Annotated in this window: 15 protein-coding genes; 9 read left to right on the top strand and 6 right to left on the bottom strand. The window is 62.8% G+C overall.

Annotation, left to right across the window (positions count from 1 at the left end):
• Nucleotides 1–4 precede the first annotated feature (4 nt).
• Nucleotides 5–1,099 (bottom strand): ABC transporter substrate-binding protein, encoded by a 1,095-nt coding sequence (locus tag KYK29_RS06375; protein ID WP_254689989.1) that lies wholly within the window; start codon nt 1,097–1,099, stop codon nt 5–7.
• 75 nt (nt 1,100–1,174) lie between these two features.
• Nucleotides 1,175–2,251 carry an isocitrate/isopropylmalate dehydrogenase family protein gene (locus KYK29_RS06370; RefSeq protein ID WP_254689988.1) on the bottom strand — a complete coding sequence of 359 codons (1,077 nt, stop codon included), beginning with the start codon at nt 2,249–2,251 and terminating at the stop codon, nt 1,175–1,177.
• Between the two features lie 418 nt (nt 2,252–2,669).
• Here KYK29_RS06370 and KYK29_RS06365 point away from each other — a divergent pair, with 418 nt between their 5' ends.
• Nucleotides 2,670–3,383: a hydroxypyruvate isomerase family protein gene (locus KYK29_RS06365; RefSeq protein ID WP_254689987.1), complete on the top strand. Its 714-nt coding sequence runs from the start codon at nt 2,670–2,672 to the stop codon at nt 3,381–3,383.
• Between the two features lie 74 nt (nt 3,384–3,457).
• On the opposite strand, the gene KYK29_RS06360 is transcribed toward KYK29_RS06365, so the two are convergent.
• Genes KYK29_RS06360 through KYK29_RS06345 form a run of 4 tightly spaced genes read right to left on the bottom strand, consistent with a single transcriptional unit; the run spans nt 3,458 to nt 7,219 of the window.
• On the bottom strand, nt 3,458–4,261 hold the full coding sequence (locus KYK29_RS06360; RefSeq protein WP_254689986.1) for an N-formylglutamate amidohydrolase: 804 nt from the start codon (nt 4,259–4,261) through the stop codon (nt 3,458–3,460).
• A gap of 14 nt (nt 4,262–4,275) precedes the next feature.
• Nucleotides 4,276–5,622 carry a glutamine synthetase family protein gene (locus tag KYK29_RS06355; protein ID WP_254689985.1) on the bottom strand — a complete coding sequence of 449 codons (1,347 nt, stop codon included), beginning with the start codon at nt 5,620–5,622 and terminating at the stop codon, nt 4,276–4,278.
• A 23-nt stretch (nt 5,623–5,645) separates the two neighbouring features.
• Nucleotides 5,646–6,308 carry a cysteine hydrolase family protein gene (locus KYK29_RS06350; protein WP_254689984.1) on the bottom strand — a complete coding sequence of 221 codons (663 nt, stop codon included), beginning with the start codon at nt 6,306–6,308 and terminating at the stop codon, nt 5,646–5,648.
• A gap of 29 nt (nt 6,309–6,337) precedes the next feature.
• Nucleotides 6,338–7,219: a MurR/RpiR family transcriptional regulator gene (locus KYK29_RS06345; RefSeq protein WP_254689983.1), complete on the bottom strand. Its 882-nt coding sequence runs from the start codon at nt 7,217–7,219 to the stop codon at nt 6,338–6,340.
• A gap of 167 nt (nt 7,220–7,386) precedes the next feature.
• Here KYK29_RS06345 and KYK29_RS06340 point away from each other — a divergent pair, with 167 nt between their 5' ends.
• The 8 genes from KYK29_RS06340 to cas7c all read left to right on the top strand — a co-directional run bounded on the left by KYK29_RS06340 (nt 7,387) and on the right by cas7c (nt 18,228).
• On the top strand, nt 7,387–9,261 hold the full coding sequence (locus KYK29_RS06340) for a branched-chain amino acid ABC transporter ATP-binding protein/permease (RefSeq protein ID WP_254689982.1): 1,875 nt from the start codon (nt 7,387–7,389) through the stop codon (nt 9,259–9,261).
• A gap of 19 nt (nt 9,262–9,280) precedes the next feature.
• Complete coding sequence (locus KYK29_RS06335; protein WP_254689981.1) at nt 9,281–10,435, top strand: ABC transporter substrate-binding protein; 1,155 nt, start codon at nt 9,281–9,283, stop codon at nt 10,433–10,435.
• Between the two features lie 89 nt (nt 10,436–10,524).
• Nucleotides 10,525–11,262, top strand: a complete 738-nt coding sequence (locus tag KYK29_RS06330; protein ID WP_254689980.1) for an ABC transporter ATP-binding protein — start codon at nt 10,525–10,527, stop codon at nt 11,260–11,262.
• Nucleotides 11,263–11,283: 21 nt separating this feature from the next.
• A complete protein-coding gene (locus KYK29_RS06325; protein ID WP_367880969.1) occupies nt 11,284–12,171 on the top strand; it encodes a branched-chain amino acid ABC transporter permease in 888 nt (295 codons plus the stop codon).
• An 87-nt stretch (nt 12,172–12,258) separates the two neighbouring features.
• On the top strand, nt 12,259–14,499 hold the full coding sequence (gene cas3, locus KYK29_RS06320; RefSeq protein ID WP_254689979.1) for a CRISPR-associated helicase Cas3': 2,241 nt from the start codon (nt 12,259–12,261) through the stop codon (nt 14,497–14,499).
• 368 nt (nt 14,500–14,867) lie between these two features.
• Nucleotides 14,868–15,536, top strand: coding sequence for a type I-C CRISPR-associated protein Cas5c (gene cas5c, locus KYK29_RS06315; protein ID WP_254689978.1), 669 nt, complete (start codon nt 14,868–14,870; stop codon nt 15,534–15,536).
• Nucleotides 15,533–17,281, top strand: coding sequence for a type I-C CRISPR-associated protein Cas8c/Csd1 (cas8c, locus tag KYK29_RS06310; protein ID WP_254689977.1), 1,749 nt, complete (start codon nt 15,533–15,535; stop codon nt 17,279–17,281). The genes cas5c and cas8c overlap by 4 nt, the downstream gene beginning before the upstream one ends.
• Complete coding sequence (gene cas7c / locus KYK29_RS06305) at nt 17,278–18,228, top strand: type I-C CRISPR-associated protein Cas7/Csd2 (protein ID WP_254689976.1); 951 nt, start codon at nt 17,278–17,280, stop codon at nt 18,226–18,228. The genes cas8c and cas7c overlap by 4 nt, the downstream gene beginning before the upstream one ends.
• Nucleotide 18,229 lies beyond the last annotated feature (1 nt).

The following is an 18,229-nucleotide window of genomic DNA, read 5'->3' as shown; positions in this document are numbered from 1 at the left end:
TACCTTACTGGTTCAGCGCCTTCTTCCAGTTTCGGAAGAATTCGCCGCGCTTGGCCGGCTGAAGGCCTTCAAGGAGTGCGGCGTCCAGCTCGATGGGCACCAGTTTGCCGCCGGCTTCCTTGTTTACACTGTCCCAATTATCGGTCGAGACGTCGCTTCGAACCGATGGCAGACCGGCGTCGGCAACGGCTTCCTGGCCAGACTTCGAGAGCATGTAGTCGAGGAACAGCTTGGCGGCGTTCGGATTCGGCGCATTCTTGCTGATGAAGGCCGTTCGCGAAGCGGCGATGGTGTAGTCTTCCGGATAGACGACGGTCAGATTGCTGCTTTTTTCCGCCCAGCCCTTGGCATATGCGCCGTTGATGTTGAAGGCGAAGGGATGCTCGCCCGACAGAACCTTCTCGCGCAGCTGGCCCGAGCTTGCGTATACCTTGCCCCTGGCCTTTCCGAATGCATCGACAAGTGTTGTAAAGCCTGCGTCGTTCTTGACGTCGTTCTCCATCACGACATAGGCCGATGCGGATTTTTCGGGATCGAAGGTGGCAAACTTGCCATTCAGCTCGCTTGCCTTGGTGTCCATGAGTTCGGTGAGTTCCTTGCGATTTTTCGGAACGGCCTCCTGGAACACCGTATTGTTGTACATGAAGACGATGGGCTCGACGGTCGTCGAATAGGCCGTATCCTTATATTGCGCCCAATCGGGGATATGTGCGGTCTCGACCGATTTATAAGGCTCGGCAAAGCCCTCTTCGACGAGCTGGAGTTGCAGGTCGAGGCCATTCGACCAGACGACGTCGGAACCAACCTGGCCTGCGGCCGCTTCGCTGACCACGCGATTGTAGACCGCACCGCTGGCAACATCGTTCCATTTCACCGTAATACCGGGAAATGCCGTCTCGAAGCCCCTGATCAGGCCCTCGGCCTGTTCGGAATCGGTCGGAGAATAGACGTTGACCTCCCCTTCGCCGACGGCTGCGGTGACGAGATCGACATAGTCAGCCGGATAACCTTCCGGCGCTTGCTGGGCATGGGCCGGCAAGGCCGCAAGGGTCATGGCCTGGAATGCCGCTGCGCAGGTTGTGATTTTCAAGGTTTGCATCTGGTCTCCTCCCGTGATGCTGGTTGAAAAAGTCTGAAGCGTCCTGATCGTGGAACCGTCGCTTCCGAACCGGGATCAGCGGGCCACCGCGCGCGGTTCGCAGAGATTCTCCGCGACCGCCCTGGCGAAAGCCTGCGTGCCGAGCTGGCCGCCAAGGTCACCCGTGCGCTGTCCTGCCGTAAGCAACTGGTCGAGAGAGGCCTCGATCGCCTTGGCGGCAAGCCGGAATTTTTCGCTGTTCCGGCGGCCGCCCCACCAATCGAGAAGCATGGCGGACGACAGGATGAAGCCGCTTGGATTTGCGATCCCCCTGCCGGCGATGTCCGGAGCGGAGCCGTGGCCGGCATTGGCGGCGGCTCGATCGTCGCCGACGTTGAGCGCGGCAGCAAGGCCGAGGCCCCCAGACAAAGCGACGGCCAGGTTGGAAAGGATGTCGCCGAACATGTTCGTGATCAGGATCACGTCGAAGCGGCCGGGGTTCGTGTAGATATCGGCGACCATGGCGTCGATATCGACTTCGCGGACCGCAACGTCGGGATAGTCGCGGGCCACGGCTTCGGCTTCCTCCACGAAGAGGCCGTCGCTGACCTGAAGGACATGACGTTTGCCGACAATGGTGACATGCTTGCGGCGGCTCTGCGCCAGTTCGAACGCCTTCGTTGCGATGCGACGCGAAGCCTGCCGGGTGATCTTGCGCACGGCGAGCGCGATGTCCGGGGTCGGCATGAACTCGCCGCTGCCCGTGAACATGTTCCGGTCAGCATAGAACCCTTCGGTGTTTTCCCGGGCGAGAATGCAGTCGAGCCCCGGGCGGGCGCGTTCAAGTCCTTGCCTTGCCCGCGCCGGACGCAGGTTCGCGTATAAATCCATTTTCTTGCGGATGGTCCCCGGAATATTGATGCCGCCGTCGGATACCGGCGGATAGTCGGTCATTCCCCCGGGTCCGAGGAGAACCGCGTCCGCATCGGAGCAGGCCTTCAAGGCGCTGTCCGGAAGCGTGGTGCCGATACGGCGATGGCTTGCCATACCCACTTCGTGGACATCGAACTGGAGGCCGAGGTCAAAGCGCCTGTCTGCTTCCTGAAGGACGGTGAGCGCGGCTTCCGTGATCTCCGGGCCAATGTCATCGCCAGGCAAAACTGCAATTCTCATAGAGGACCCCTTTAATTTATACTTGATCGTATACCATGCCGTATGCTCAATATGTCAAGAGCAAATCGGCACAGGGGTTTCGCGATGAAGAGATGCGGAAATCCACAGGAAGGCGGACCATGACCCGATCGGCGCACGGGCAGGGGCCTCAAGACCGAAGCGATGGCACGACGTTCACCGAGAATGGCGCTTGTCCGTGCGGCACCGCCCGGCCAAGGGAAGACGATGAAACAAAGACAAGACCTCGCCAATCGCCGTGACCGGATCCTCGGGCTTTCCCGCTCGCTTTTCGAGCGTGGCTTCCGGTTGGGCCGGCTGGTAACATGGGCAACAGGAAGGGGAAATTCCAACTATGACGCAAAATCGTTTCTCTGCACATCTCGGCTATCTCTTTACCGAGTTGCCGCTTGCAGAGCGCATGGATGCGGCGGCGGCTTCCGGCTTTACCGCCGTTGAACATCCGCAACCATTCGCCATGGACGCCACGGCAATGCGCAGCATCCTCGACGGGCTCGGATTGACCTTCGCCCAGCTTGCCGGTGGCATCGGGGATGCCAGCAAGGGTGAAAAGGGGCTGGCGTCACTGCCGGGCCGACAGGCCGAATTTCGCGCAGGGTTCGACAGGGCACTGGAATATGCGGCGATTGTCGGCTCACCCTTCGTACACCCGATGGCGGGCGTGCCGACCGATTCCGATTCCGCCCGGATTCGTGACGTTTATCTGGAAAACATCGGTTACGCGGTCGAGCGGACGGCAAGCGCCGGCATGAAGGTGCTGATCGAAGCGATCAGCAGCGCCGCAGTCCCCGGATACTACATGTCCACGCTCGACAAGGCCGTTGAAGTCCAGGACTTTTTCGGTGCCGAAAGCGTTGCGCTCCTCATTGATACGTTTCACGCGGCGGTTACGGATGTCGCCCTTCCAGACTGGATTCCGGCGAATGCACATCGTATCGGCCATGTCCATATCGCTGACTTTCCCGGCCGCCATGAGCCCGGAACTGGCGGGATCGACTTCGATACGATTCTTCAGGCGTTGGAAGAGGCCGGGTTTTCCGGCGCCATCGGCTTTGAATACGTGCCTTCGACGTCGACGGCCGAAAGCGTCGATTTCCTCGCCTCATGGCTGTGACGCCCCTCGGATTCAGGGCATCAGCGGAAAGAAACGCGGTTTCTACAGGCCGCCGGGGCGGCAGATCGTTTGCGTTACCCCGATTGCTCCTTCAGCGCGCCGGCAAGGCAGCGCGTGAGGCGCTCGCCCCATTCGTGAACGCCGGCAAGCGTGTCGATCAGATCGTGCCGCACCTCGATCAGGGCGCCCGGCAGGCCGCGGTCATCCGCATGGACGGGGACGGTATAATCTTCGTCGGGATGGATGGTATAGGGCTCGTTGTCGCCGATGGTGAGGGCGGCATCGGCCTCGAGTTCGCGGATCAGTGTCCGGCCGAAAGCCGCCGCCCTGCCGTAAAGGACGCCGGCATGCCACGGTCTCCGCTTGCCGAAATAGACCGGCGTGAAGGAGTGGACGCCGATGATGATCGGGTGCTTTCCTTCCCCCTGTAGCCGGTCGATCCGTCGCCGGACAGCCTCGACGTAGGGGGTGAACAGCATGTCGATGCGCTGCCGCCTTTCGGCTTCCGTCAAGCCGATATTGCCGGGGATTTCCGTCGTCTCGCTCACTTCGGGGATTGCAGACGGCACGTCCAGCGGCCGGTTGCAATCGATGACGAGGCGGGAATAGTTGGTCATAAACAGCGGTGCGTCGAGCGTACGGCTGAGGTGCTGGGACAGCGCGCTGACGCCGATGTCCCAGGCGATATGACGTTGGCGTTCGGCCTCGGGCAGGCCGAGATCGCCGAGCGCCCGCGGAATGCGGTTGGACGCATGCTCGCAAAGCAGCAGATAGGGCGATGCCCCGTCCGGATTGATCACGGCGTAGGGCGGCGGCTCGTCGATGGCGAGCAGCGGCCGGCCAGCATCGTGCCGTGTGGTGACCTTGGTCGATGTCATGATCCGTTCACCGCTCAATAGACGGTCGCGTAGCGCGAGCAGAGGCCTTCGGGCGAAAGCCCGTCGACGATTTCGATCTCCTTGCGCTTCATGGCGAAGTAGCAGTCGAGGAAATCCTTCGTGAACCAGCCGGTCACCACCGGGTCGGCGGCCAGTGTGTCGAGCGCTTCGGCAAGGCTTGCGGGGAGACGGCGGATGCCGAGCTTCTCCTGCTCTTCGGGAGAGAAGTCGGAAGGGTCGGCGTTGATCAGTGGCGGCGGCTCAAGCCCGGCCCGAATGCCTTCCAGCCCGGCGCGCAGAACGACGGCGAGCGACAGATGCGGGCTCGCGCAGGCGTCGGCGGCGCGATACTCCATGTTGAACTGCCGGGCCGGGTCGCTGCCGGGCAGGTCCAGCGTCGGGCAGATGCGCAGTGTCGCTTCGCGGTTCTTTTCGCCAAGGCAGGTATAGGCCGCGCTCCAGTGGTGCGGCACCAGGCGCATGTAGGAAAGGACGGACGGTGCGGTGAAGGCGACGAGCGCCGGCAGGTGCCGGATCACGCCGGCGGCGAAGGAGCCGGCGATAGCGGAAAGCCGGCCGGGGCGCGAGGCGTCGAAGGTCGCGGGATGGCCGTCGGCATCCGTGAAGCTGATATGCAGGTGGACGCCGTTGCCGACCCCATCCGGGTCGGTCTTCGGCGCGAAACTGGCATTCCAGCCGAAGAGGGCGGCGACTTCTTTGGTGACGGCGCGGATCGTTGCGCCGCGGTCGGCAGCGACAAGCGCCGGGGCCGGGCGGCAGGTAATCTCGAACTGATCCTTGCCGTATTCCGGCAGGAACATTTCCGGTTCGGCGCCGGCTTCCTTCAGCGCGGTCATCAGGAGCGGTCCGAAAGGTTCGGTCCGGCGCTGGGCGCGCAGGCCGAACGAGGGGGCGGCGGGCCAGTCGGCGCCGAGCACCTGGAATTCCTGTTCCACCGCCCCGACGACCCCGAGACCGGTTTCCGTCTTGAAATCGGCAAGCGTCGCCTTGAGGAAGCTGCGCACGCAGCATTCCCATGGCTCGCCCTTCAGGTCGGTAATGTCGCAATGGTAGAAATGCAGCGGCGTGACGTCCGGCAAGCAGGTGACGCGCGCCTTGCTGGCGGGGTCCGCCATGAGGCGCAGATCGCCCGCCGAGCCCCAGGGGTTCGGGTCGGCGATGACGTCGAACGGCGTCAGCGCGAGGTTTGCCGGAACCCAGCCCACGCCCTTGCGAAAATAGTCCTCGATGTCCTGTGCGGCGAAGCTGCGGCCGCGGGTGACGCCGGCGATGTCCGTTGTGACGAAGGTGGCCAGTTCCGTCAGGGCGCCCCGCGCCCGGCCGTTGCTGCTGTCGTTCATGGTGTCTTCTCTTTCTGCAACGGTCAGGCCCGTGCGAGCCCTTCCAGGCGGCGGACAACGGTATCGGTGTCGGTGATCCAGCAATAGCCGGAATAGGCGCGCAAGGCCGCTTCGTGGCGTTCCTGGCTGTAGGTGGCGCAGGCGTCGTCCACCACGGTCACCAGATAGCCCCGGTCGGCGGCATCGCGCACGGCCATGTCGACGCACTGGTCCGTGATGACGCCGGCGATGATCAGATAGCGCGTGTTGAGGTTGCGCAGCACGTAGTCGATGTTGGTCGAGTTGAAAACGCCGGACGAGGTCTTCGGCAGCACGATCTCGTTGTCGATGGGCGAAAGGGCGTCGATCACCTGACCCTCCGGCGACCCCTTCGGCACATGCATGTCGGAAAGCTTGTGATCGAGCGAGCGGTCCCGGCCGTCCAGCGTCAGGCTCTCGATGATCGTGTGCAGCACATCGCAGCCGGCCTTGCGGCCCGCTTCCAGAATGCGCACCTGGTTCGGAACGACCGTGTCACGCAGGCGGCGGTGATAGTAGCTGTTGGCATCCTGGGGATGGGTCGGATCGAGGTCTGGCTCGCACCAGATGCGCTGCATGTCGACATAGAGCAGGGCCGTCATGCCGGCTTCGTAGGGGCTGTCGCGCCTGAGCAGATCCTTGCCGTATTGCACTTCAATCGCAGTCATGTCCTGTCCTCTTCAAAACGGGTATCGGTTCACGCGGTGCCGTCGACCGGCGTGGGGTAGGCGTCTTCCGTGATGCCATAGCTCCGGCGCAGCTCTTCCATGCGCTCGATGCGGCTGCGCGACCGGCTGGCGAGGCGGGCCGTAAGGCCGGCGATCAGCGCTTCCGTCTGCGCAATGGCGGGCACCATCGTGTCATAGGGGGAAACCGTATCGACCGGCGCCATCAGTGTGACGGAGGCGAATTCGGCGATCGGCGAGACCCAGCGATCGGTGAAGAGCACGATCCTGGCGCCCTGTCGTGCCGCCTGCCGGGCGAAGCGGATGGTATCGATCTGGTAGCGCCGGTAGTCATAAACGAAGAGTACGTCGCGCTTGCCGAGATCGACGAGCTGGTCGACCTGGTCGGCCTGTGCGCCGTTAATCCAGCGGGTTTCGGCACGTAACTGCTTCATATGCGCCCATAGAAGCCCGGCCAGAAAGCCGCTGAAGCGGCCGCCGAGACAATGGACGCGCAAGCCGAGGTCCGCCGCGGCGTCGATGGCTGCCTCGAAATCGTCGGGCGGCAGCATCTGCATGGAGGATTCGAGTGCATGGATGCTGGCGCGCAGGAAGTATTGATAGAAGTTCTCCTGCTCGAGAGAGGGCTTGCGCGTGTCGAGCATCGAGAGTGGCGAACTCATGCGCTCCTGGACTTCACCGAGCAGCGCAGCCTGGAACTCCGGATAGCCTTCATAGCCGAGCTTGTTTGCAAAACGCACGACCGTCGGGTTGCTGACGCCGGCGGCGGTGGCAAGGTGCGCCACCGTATTGAGGCCGGCGGCCGGATAATTCGACAGGAGCTGGCGCACGATCTTCAATTCCGCCCTCGTGAAGGCGACCTCCCCGTCCGTCAGGCGATCCCGAATGGCCATTATCTGCCTTCCCCCCTCGTGACCGGCGTCGTGGCGCAATTTTAATTTTGTTACATTATTGCTAGCAGACGATAAAAAATGAAACAAGATTGACATATGCGTTTTCTCGATTAACGTTTGTTGCGGGAACGGGTCCGGAAAACGGATCGCAAATCGGGAGAATGCTGATGGGGCGCATAAGGCGGGGGACCGTCGTCGGTATCATTGCGACGGCACTGCCTCTGGCGGCTGCGGCCCTTGTCGCGGCCGGCCTTTTCCCGGGGGCGGGCGAGCGGCTGGTGACGCTGTTCCTGATCAATGTCATCGCCGTCATCGGCATCGGCGTCTACAGCGGCAACTCCGGAATCATCTCCTTCGGCAACGTCGGCTTCATGGCGATCGGCGCCTATGCCTCCGGGCTTCTGACCATCAATCCCATCGTGCAGAAGACGGCCCTGCCACATCTGCCGGAATGGTTGATGGGGTGGGGCGCGTCGCTGCTTCCGGCGATGCTGGTGGCGCTCGTGGTGGTGGCGGTGGTGGCGGTGGCCATCGGCGTGCCGCTGGCAAGGCTCGGCGGCTCCTCCGCCGCGATCTGCACCCTGGGGTTCCTCGTCATCGTGCATGTCGTGCTGGTCGCATCCAGCGATTTCACGCGCGGCAGCCAGACCTTCTTCGGTATTCCGCGCGCGGCGAACCTCTGGGTCACCTTGCCGTTTGCGATCCTCGCCGTCGCCGTCGCCCGCATCTATCGCGACAGCGTGGCGGGCATGAAGCTGCGTGCTTCGCGCGAGGATGAGATCGCCTCCACGGCGGTCGGCGTCAATGTGCGGCTCCACCGCTTTTACGCCTGGGTGCTCGGAGCGGTCCTGTCCGGCGCGGCCGGCGTGCTTTTCGCGCATTTCATCGGCGCCTTCTCGCCGAAGGATTTCTACTTCAACCTCACCTTCATGCTGCTTGCCATGCTGATCCTCGGCGGCATCACCACCGTCTCCGGGGCGGTCGTCGGCACGGCGGCGATCATGGTGATCGTGGAACTGCTGCGGAAGCTGGAAGGAGGGGTCGATCTCGGTCTCTTCTCGCTTCCGACGGTCTTCGGCCTTACCGACATCGGCATCGGTCTTGCCATCCTGCTCGTCATGTATCGCTTGCAGGACGGTCTTCTGGGCGTGCGCGAGATCGATGAACAGATCCCGTTCCTGAAGCGGCTTGCCGCCGGCGGCGCGCGGCCCGCGGCGGCACAGCCGTCGGCAGCGCCGGTTTCCGGGGCCGGCATGTTGCGCGTCGAGAAGGTCGGAAAGCGCTTTTCCGGTCTTGTCGCACTGGAGAATGCCGATTTCGATATTCGTCCCGGCCTCGTCACCGGCCTGATCGGTCCGAATGGCGCCGGCAAGTCGACCCTCATCAACAGCGTTTCGGGCGTCGTGCCGCCGTCGACGGGCCGGGTGACCATCGACGGGACGGACGTCGCCTCGCTTCCGGTCCACCGGGTGCCGGTTGCCGGGCTTGCCCGCACCTTCCAGAATATCCGCCTCTTCAGGAACCTCACCGTGCTGGAAAACGTCATGGTCGCCGCAAGCGCGGTCGCGAAGGATCGCGATCCGGTGGACCTGGCCCGCGAGGCGCTGATCGAGGTTGGACTGGCCGATCTGGCCGACCAGCTTGCCGGCACGCTCTCCTATGGCGCACAGCGGCGTCTCGAGATCGCCCGCGCGCTGGCGCTCAAGCCGCGTTACCTGCTGCTTGACGAGCCGGCGGCCGGTATGAACCCGACCGAAACGCAGGAACTGATGGCCGTGCTCGACCGCATCCGCCGGAAGCATCGTCTCGGGCTGCTGGTGGTGGAGCACGACCTGAAGCTCATCATGCGGCTTTGCGATATCGTCGTGGTGCTGAACAAGGGCCAGCAGATCGCCATCGGCACACCCGCCGACATCCAGGCGAACCCGGCCGTGATCGAAGCCTATATCGGCCGGCGCCGCTCACCCCTGTCGCGCAGGTCGCCGGCTATCGCTGCCGCCGCGCCGGATTTCGATCCGCATGCCGCCGGCAAGCCCGCATAACCACCAGAGGAGTACAAGAATGAAAACGACACTGAAGGTTCTTTTCCTGTCCACCGCGGTTGGCGCACTTTCGTTTCCCGCGCTTGCCGAAGACGTTGTGGTCGGGCTTGCGACCGCGCAGACCGGCGGGCTTGCGCCCTACGACCAGCCCTCGCTGAGGGGCTTCCAGATGGCGGTCGATGAAATCAACGCGGCCGGCGGCATTGCCGGAAAATTCCCGATCAGGCTGATCGCCAAGGATACCCGGTCGGATGCCGCCCAGACCGCGCTCGTCGCGCAGGAACTGGTTGACGAGGGCGTCAAGATCATGATCACGCCCTGCGACGCCGACCCGTCGATCGCCGCCGGCCAGATCACGCAGGCCGCCCAGATCCCGACCTTCTCCTTCTGCGCCACGACGCCGACCATGCCGCTTGCCGTCGGCGACTACATGTTCGGCAACTACCCGGCGGATAACGTGCAGGCAGCCGTTCTGGCGAACTATGCCCAGGAGAAGGGTTTCAAGACGGCCTATGTGCTGAAGTCGCCGGACACGGCCTATACCCTGAAGCTGCCGGAATATTTCGTTGCCAGTTTCAAGGGCAAGGGCGGCGAGGTCCTCGGCGAGGGCACCTACAGCATGGGCCAGCAGGATTTCAGCGCCGAAGTCACCAAGATCAAGGCGCTGAACCCGGCGCCCGACGTCATCATGACGGCCGCCTACGAGCCCGATTTCCCGGCCTTCGTCCGCCAGTTGCGCGGCGCCGGCGTGGAGACGCCGATCCTCGGCAGCGACGGCATCGATTCTCCGACCACCTTCGGTCTCGGCCCCGTCGTCGACGGCGTGGTCTTTACCACGGCAGGCTTTGCCGTCGAAGGCAGCCCGCTCGCCGCGTTCAACGAGACGTATAAGGCGAAATTCGGCGAGGATCCCGATACCGTCTACATCGCCAACGGCTATGATCTCGGCAAAGTGATCGAGGCGGCCGTCACCAAGGCCGACAGCGTCGAGCCGACGGCGATCCGCGATGCCATCGCCTCGCTGGAAAACGTCGAAGGCGTTACCGGCAAGATCAGCTATGCGGGCACCCAGGGCATGCCGCTGCGCTCCGTCTCGCTGGTGCGCATCGAGGGCGGCGACCGCGCGCTGGTCAGCCAGGGCGCCCCGGCGGCCGAGGATGTGCCGGCGCCGTGATCTGCAAGGAACGCTCTCCGGCGCGTGTCGCAGGGCGTTCCTTCATGCTGTGTGGCCGCGGCCGGGGCGCCGCGGCGGGGATTGAACTGATGACGCATGACGACAACCACGACCGGACCCCCTTGCTCGAGGTCGGTGGCCTCAAGGTCGCCTACGGACCCGTCGAGGCGCTGAAGGGCGTCGATTTCCAGGTGCGGCGCGGCGAGATCGTCACCCTGCTCGGCGCGAATGGCGCGGGCAAGAGTTCGACGCTCAATGCACTGGTCGGCCTTGTCGCCAAAAGGGCGGGCCGGGTGACCTTCGCGGGCAGGGACATTTCGGCGTTGCCGCCCGAAATGATCGTGCGCATGGGCATGACGCTGACGCCGGAAGGCCGCCGTATTTTCCCCACGCTCACCGTCGACGAGCATCTTCTCCTCGGTGGAGCCATGCATAAGGGCCGGGGAGAGATCGCTACGGTGCGCGAGGACATGCTCTCGCGCTTTCCGATCCTCAAGGAGCGGCTGCGCCAGAAGGCGGGTTCGCTTTCCGGCGGCGAGCAGCAGATGCTGGCCATCGCCCGCTCGATGATGTCCTCGCCCGAACTTCTCCTGCTCGACGAGCCGTCGCTCGGCCTCGCACCCCAGATCGTCGACCAGATCTTCGAACTCATTGCGGGCCTGCGTGAGCGCGGCCTGACGATCCTGCTGGTCGAGCAGAACGTCGCCCTGTCGCTGGAGATCGCCGACGCCGGCTATGTCATGGCGAACGGCCGCATCGTCCTGTCCGGCACGGCTGCCGAGTTGCGCAATTCCACCGAAATCCAGGATGCCTATCTCGGCATGTGACCGGCAAGAAGGAGACCATTCATGGACATGTTCCTGCAACAGCTGGTCAATGCGCTCAGCCTCGGCGGCACCTATGCACTGCTGGCGCTCGGCCTTGCCGTCGTCTTCTCGATCATGGGGCTTATCAATTTTGCCCATGGAGAACTGATGACGGCAGCCGGTTACGGCCTCTGCTTCGCACTCCTCTTCGGCCTCCCCTTCGGGCTTGCCGTCGTTGTCGCGCTGGCAGCCGGGATCGTGCTGGTGCTGCTGATGGAACGGACGGCCTTCCGGCCCGTGCGCGGGGCGAGCGGCACGACGCTGCTGCTGACCAGCTTTGCGGTCAGCGCCATCCTGCGCGTGCTCTTCCAGAATTTCATTTCGGCGCGGCCCCAGCCCGTGCCCATGCCGATGAGCCTTTCCGGCACGATCGAGATCGGCAGCCTGCATATCGGCGTCATCCAGGCGATTTCCATTCTCGTCACGGTCATCATGCTGGTCGGCCTCAATCTTTTCCTTCGCACCACCGTTCTCGGCCGCGCCATGCGCGCGGCCTCGGAAGATTTCGCAATCGTGCGCCTGATGGGCATCCGCGCCAACGCCGTCGTCGCAACGGCCTTCGCGATCTCGGGGCTGCTTGCCGGCGTCGCCGGTATCCTCTGGGTCGCCCAGCGCGGCAGCGTCGATCCGCTCATGGGTTTTCTGCCGGTGCTGAAGGCCTTCATCGCCGCAATCATCGGCGGTCTCGGCAGTCTGTCGGGAGCGGTGGCGGGCGGCTTCCTTCTCGGCTTCATCGAAGTGTTCCTGCAAGCCTATCTGCCGGAAAGCCTGCTCAGCTATCGCGATGCCTTTGCCATCCTGCTGGTTATCGCAGTCCTGCTCTTTGCCCCGCAAGGCCTGCTTGCCCGAAAGAATATCGTCAAGCTTTGAAAAAGGCATGACCCGAGGATCTGCCGCCTTCTGATGCCGTTGCCGGGCTGCTTCCTATCGTGCATCCTGCACGCATGGGGGGAATCAATGGGGTATTATGCACATTCCGGTCGAGCGCCGGATAAATCCGACTGGCAAACCCTCAAGGAGCACCTGTTCGCCGTTGCGGGGCGGGCGGCCGACAGGGCGGGGATCTTCGGCCTTGAGAGAGCCGCCGCCGTGACGGGGCTTTTTCACGATCTCGGCAAATACAACCCGCCCTTTCAGCGGCGTCTGGAGGGCGCGGCGGAGCCCGTCGATCACTCCACGGCGGGGGCGCAGGTCGTGTGCGATCTGGCGAAGCCGGGCGATGCCGCCATGGCCCAGCTCATCGCCTATTGCATTCTCGGGCACCATGCGGGCCTGCCCGACCGGCTGGACGGGCCCGGAACCTTCGACCACCGCATGAAGCGGCCGCAGGCCGTCGATGCAGCCTGGAAGGACGAGTTGAAGGCCGAGATTTCCGCTCTCGTGCCCGACATGGTGCGGCGCTTTCCCGCCGATCGGGCCGGTCACGCCTTCGCGTGGGCCTTCATGGGGCGCATGCTTTTCTCCGCGCTGGTGGACGCGGATTTTTCGGATACGGAACGGTTTTACGAGGCGCTCGGCGAGAAGACGGCGGATCGCGACTGGCCGGCACTGTCCACCGTGATCGATGACTTCATCGCGCGCTTCGATGCCCATATGGCCACCTTCTCCGGGCTGGATGGAGAATTGAACCGGTTGCGACGCGATGTGCTGGCCCATGTACGGGCCGGTGCCGAGCGGGAGCCGGGTCTCTTTACCTTGACGGTGCCGACCGGCGGCGGCAAGACGCTGGCCTCCCTCGGCTTCGCGCTGGACCATGCCCGCCGGCACGGGCATCGCCGGATCATCTATGCGATCCCCTTCACCAGCATCATCGACCAGACGGCGGCGATTTTCCGTGCGGTGCTGGGGGACGATCATGTTCTGGAACACCATTCTTCCATAGAGGAGGAAAAGTTCGACGCGAGGCGGCGCGAGCGCAAGGACAAGCTGAAACTGGCCATGGAGGACTGGGCGGCGCCGGTGGTCGTGACGACGACCGTACAGCTTTTCGAAAGCCTGTTCACGGCCCGCCCATCGCGGGCGCGCAAACTGCATAATATCGCCGGCTCCATCATCATTCTGGATGAGGCGCAGACCCTGCCCAAAACCTTGCTGACGCCGATCATGCGGGCGCTGGAGGAACTGGCGCGCAACTATGGCTGCACCATCGTTCTGTGTACCGCCACGCAGCCGGCGCTCGGCAAACGCCCGGAACTGCCGGGTGGCCTGCCGCTGGCGGGACAGGAGTTGGCCCCCGATCCGCTGGGGCTGGCGGCGAAACTGGCGCGCACGCACGTCGTCCATGCGGGCGAGATGAACAATGCGGCATTGCTGGATGCGCTTGCCGGCCACGATCAGGCGCTGGTCATCGTCAACAGCCGCCGTCACGCGCTGGACCTCTACCGGGAGGCGGGTGAGGCCGGGCTTGAAGGGCTTGTCCACCTGACGACACGGCAATATGCGGCGCACCGGCGGCGAATACTGGCGGATGTGCGGGATCGCCTGAAGGACGGGCGACCCTGCCGCCTGATCGCCACAAGCCTGATCGAGGCCGGCGTCGATGTCGATTTTCCGGTCGCCTGGCGGGCGGAAGCGGGGCTGGATCAGATCGTTCAGGCTGCCGGCAGAGTGAACAGGGAGGGTAGGCGCGAGCGTGAAAGCAGCATCGTCACCGTCTTCAAACCGCCGGATTACCGGCCTCCCGCCGAAATCGGCGGGCTGATCGGCGATATGGGGCGGATCATCGGCAAGCACGCCGACCTGACATCGCTTGCCGCCATCGAGGACTATTTCGGCGAAGTCTACTGGCGCATGGGCGAGGGCATGGACGGCAAGAAAATCCTCGATCGCTTCACGCTCAGCAATCGCACGGGCTGTCATTTCGACTACCGCACGGTGGGGCAGGATTTCCGCATGATCGAAAGCGGGCTCGCGCCGGTGATCGTGGCGCTCGACGAGGATGCGAAGGAAGTTGTTGATCAACTGACGGTGGAGAAGGTCCCGTCTGGATTACTGGCGCGGAAACTGCAATCCTCGGTGGTGCAGGTGCCGCCGAAGGCGCGGGACCTGCTGATCAGGAATGGCCATGTGGCGTTTGTCGCGCCGCAATGGAGGGGAGACCAGTTCGCGGTTCTGCAAACCGCCAGCCTTTATCATTCGGATGTCGGACTGCTTTGGGAGGATGCCGATTATCTCGGTGCGGAAAGTTATGTCCTGTGAACTCAAATCTACTGAACGTGCAAAATTTCTACCTGTCCTGCCTGATAGGCAACGTAGGAGCTGCCATGCGCTTTCCCTCTTCCGGGCCTTCCATCGAGTGAATCGGGCTGTGTTTTATCGCGGGGTGGTTTGTCCTGCGCCTTTTTGTGAAGGTGCCAGCGTGGGGCGGTATAAAATTGTTGGGAAAGATCATTGACGACTATATTGATTTCCAGGGCCCGCTCACCGTCCACCCTGCTCATGATGACGTGGGGATTTAACGCAGAAAGATTGCCTTTCAGCGAGGATCGGTCGCCTCCCTCGCGGAGGCGTGGATCGAAACAATAGTTGTGATCTTACCTGAATGGGATTTGGGAGCGGGCCTATCAATGACCTACGGAATTCGCCTGAAAGTCTGGGGCGACTACGCCTGTTTTACGCGGCCGGAGATGAAGGTCGAGCGTGTTTCCTATGATGTGATGACGCCCTCCGCCGCGCGCGGCCTGCTGGAGGCGATCCACTGGAAACCGGCCATTCGCTGGGTGATCGACGCGATCCATGTGCTGGAGCCCATCCGTTTCCAGTCGATCCGGCGCAATGAGGTCGGGCACAAGGCGCCGGCGGGCAAGATAAAGTCGGCGATGAAGCGCGGTGATCTGGAGGGTCTGAACCTTCTGGTCGACGAGGATCGCCAGCAGCGTGCGGCGACCGTGCTGGTGAAGCCGGCCTATGTCATCGAGGCGCATTTCGAACTAACGAAGAAGGCCGGCCCAGACGACAACGAGGGCAAGCATCTCGATACCTTCAATCGCCGCGCGGCGCGGGGCCAGTGCTTTCACCAGCCCTGCCTCGGCACGCGGGAGTTTGCGGCGCATTTCGAACTGCTTCCCCCCGGGGCGGCGCTGCCGCCGGCGATCGCCGAAAGCCGCGATCTCGGTTTCATGCTGTTCGATATCGATCATGCCACGGTCGGGCGACCCTCGCTGTTTTTCCGCGCCGCACTGGACAACGGCGTGGTGAAGGTCCCGCCGCCCCATTCCCCGGAGGTCCGGCGATGACGATCCTTTCCGCGCTGGCAAAGGCCTATGACCGGCTGCCGAATGCTCCGCCGTTCGGCTACTCTTCGGAGAAGATCAGTTTCGTCATCTCGCTGAATGATGATGGAACCGTTGCGCACATTATCGACTTGCGCATTGTTGACGGCAAGAAAAAGAAAGTGAAGCTTCTGCCTGTACCAGCGTCTTTCAAGCGTCCGGGAACTACTCCACGCGCATTTTTCTTGTGGGATAATTCAGCTTATGTCCTCGGTGTTAGCGCAGATGAAAGCAAAGACTGCACGTTGCGTCATGCAGCATTCCGCGAGCTTCATCTGGCGACATTGAAAGATACAGATGATGCGGGCTTGGTGGCGGTTCGACGTTTTCTTGATGCGTGGACCCCTACACAGTTCGATCCTGCAATCTGGCCGAACGATATAAGAGATCAAAACATTATCTTCGCGCTCGAAAGCGAGAGATTACAAAGGTTTGTGCATGAGAGAGATGCGGCTAGATCAATTTGGCCCCGAGTGTCTGCAAAAAATGATAGCGCGGTTTCTGTTTGCCTGATTACAGGGGAGAAAGCGCCTGTGGCGCGTCTCCATCCATCGATCAAGGGTGTCTGGGGAGCGCAGTCCTCCGGTGCGGCGCTCGTCTCCTTCAATCTCGACGCCTTTACCTCCTATGGCCACGAACAGGGCGATAATGCGCCTGTCTCCGAAGCTGCCGCCTTCGCCTATACGACGGCGCTCAACCGTTTTCTGGAAAGAGACAGCGGCCATCGCATCCAGATCGGCGATGCGTCGACGGTGTTCTGGGCGGATGCGTCGCAGACCGGAGCGGCAGAGGATGCGGAGGCGATGTTTCCTGTCTTCTTTGATACCGTCGAAGAAGAGAAGATCGAGACAAAACGTATTCGCGAGCGGCTGGAGCAGATCCGCAAGGGTATTCCGCTGGAAGAGGTGGAGCCCGATCTGGGGACGGTGCAATTCTACGTGCTGGGGCTTGCGCCCAATGCCGCCCGGCTCTCCGTACGTTTCTTCTATTCCGGCAGTTTCGGCGAACTGACGCGGCATTATCAGCAATTTGCCTCCGACATGCGGATCGAGCCGCCGCCGCGCGATCCCTTTCCGCCGCTCTGGCGTTATCTTCGGGAGACCGCCGTCCTCGGCAAGAGCGAGAACGTCACGCCCAATCTCGCCGGGGAGTGGATGCGCTCGATCCTGTCGGGCACCCGTTACCCGATGACGCTGATGGCGTCCGTGCTGACGCGCATCCGGGCTGATGGCGATATCAACGCCCTGCGCGCCGGCATTCTGAAAGCGTTGCTCATTCGCAATTTCAAAAGCAAGGAGGCACCCGTGGCGCTCGATCCGGTGAATAAGAACAAGGGATACCTTCTCGGGCGGCTGTTTGCCGTTTACGAGCATATCCAGACCGCCGCGCTCGGCACGAAGGTCAATGCCACGATCAAGGACAAGTTCTACGGTTCGGCATCCGCGCAGCCGCGAAAGGTCTTTCACCTGCTCGAAAGCGGTTCTGCCAATCACCTGTCGAAGGTCGGCAAGCAGAAGCCGGGATACAAAGTGGTGCTGGAAAAGCATGTCGGCGCGATCATGGAACTCATGAGCCCCGGCGCCGATCCTTTTCCCGCGTCGCTTCCCGCCGAGGATCAGGCGCTTTTCGGTCTCGGCTATTATCATCAACGCAACGAATTCTTCAAAAAGCCGGCTGAAGCCGCTGTTTCCGGGGAGACTGACCCATGACCACGATTGCCAACCGCTATGATTTCGCGCTGATCTTCGAAGTCGTCAACGGCAACCCCAATGGCGATCCGGATGCGGGCAACCTGCCGCGGCTGGACCCGGAGACGAACAGGGGGCTGGTGACGGATGTCAGCCTCAAGCGCAAGATCCGCAACTATGTCGATCTCGCCCGCCACGGCGCGGACGGGTTCCACATCTATGTCGAGGAAGGCGCGATCCTCAACGACAAGCACCGACAGGCCTATCGCGCCATCCGCAAGGACGATCCGAAGGTCGACAGGGACCCCAGGCTGAACCCGAAGGACGATGCCGAGGCAAAGGCCGTGACCGCCTTCATGTGCGACAATTTCTTCGATGTGCGCACGTTCGGCGCGGTCATGTCGACGGGCGTCAATGCCGGTCAGGTGAAGGGGCCGGTGCAATTGACCTTCGCCCGTTCCGTCGAGCCGATCCTGCCGCTTGAAATTTCCATCACCCGCATGGCCGCCACCAACGAGGCGGAAAAGAAGCAGAAAGCCGAGGGCGACGATTCCAGCGAGCGCACCGACAACCGCACCATGGGGCGCAAGCATATCGTTCCCTATGGGCTCTACGTTGCGCATGGCTTCATTTCCGCCAAATTTGCCGAGCGCACGGGCTTTTCGGAGAATGATCTCTCGCTTCTGTTCGAGGCGTTGAAAACCATGTTCGAGCACGACCGTTCCGCTGCGCGTGGCGAAATGGCGACGCGCAAGCTGGTGGCATTCAAGCATGACAATGCGCTCGGCAACGCGCCCGCGCATGCCCTGTTCGACCGCATCCGTATCGGCCGCAATGTCGGTGGCGCGTTTCACGTCATCGACCAGCGGCTGGACAACCTGCCGCCCGCCCGCGCGTTTTCGGACTATATCGTCGCCATCGATCGTGACGATCTGCCCGCAGGCGTGGAGATCCTGGAGTTGCTTTGAA

Origin of the sequence: Shinella daejeonensis (genome assembly GCF_024281235.1) — a bacterium.
Classification (GTDB): Bacteria; Pseudomonadota; Alphaproteobacteria; order Rhizobiales; family Rhizobiaceae; genus Shinella; species Shinella daejeonensis.
This window is presented reverse-complemented; position numbering and strand designations above follow the sequence as displayed.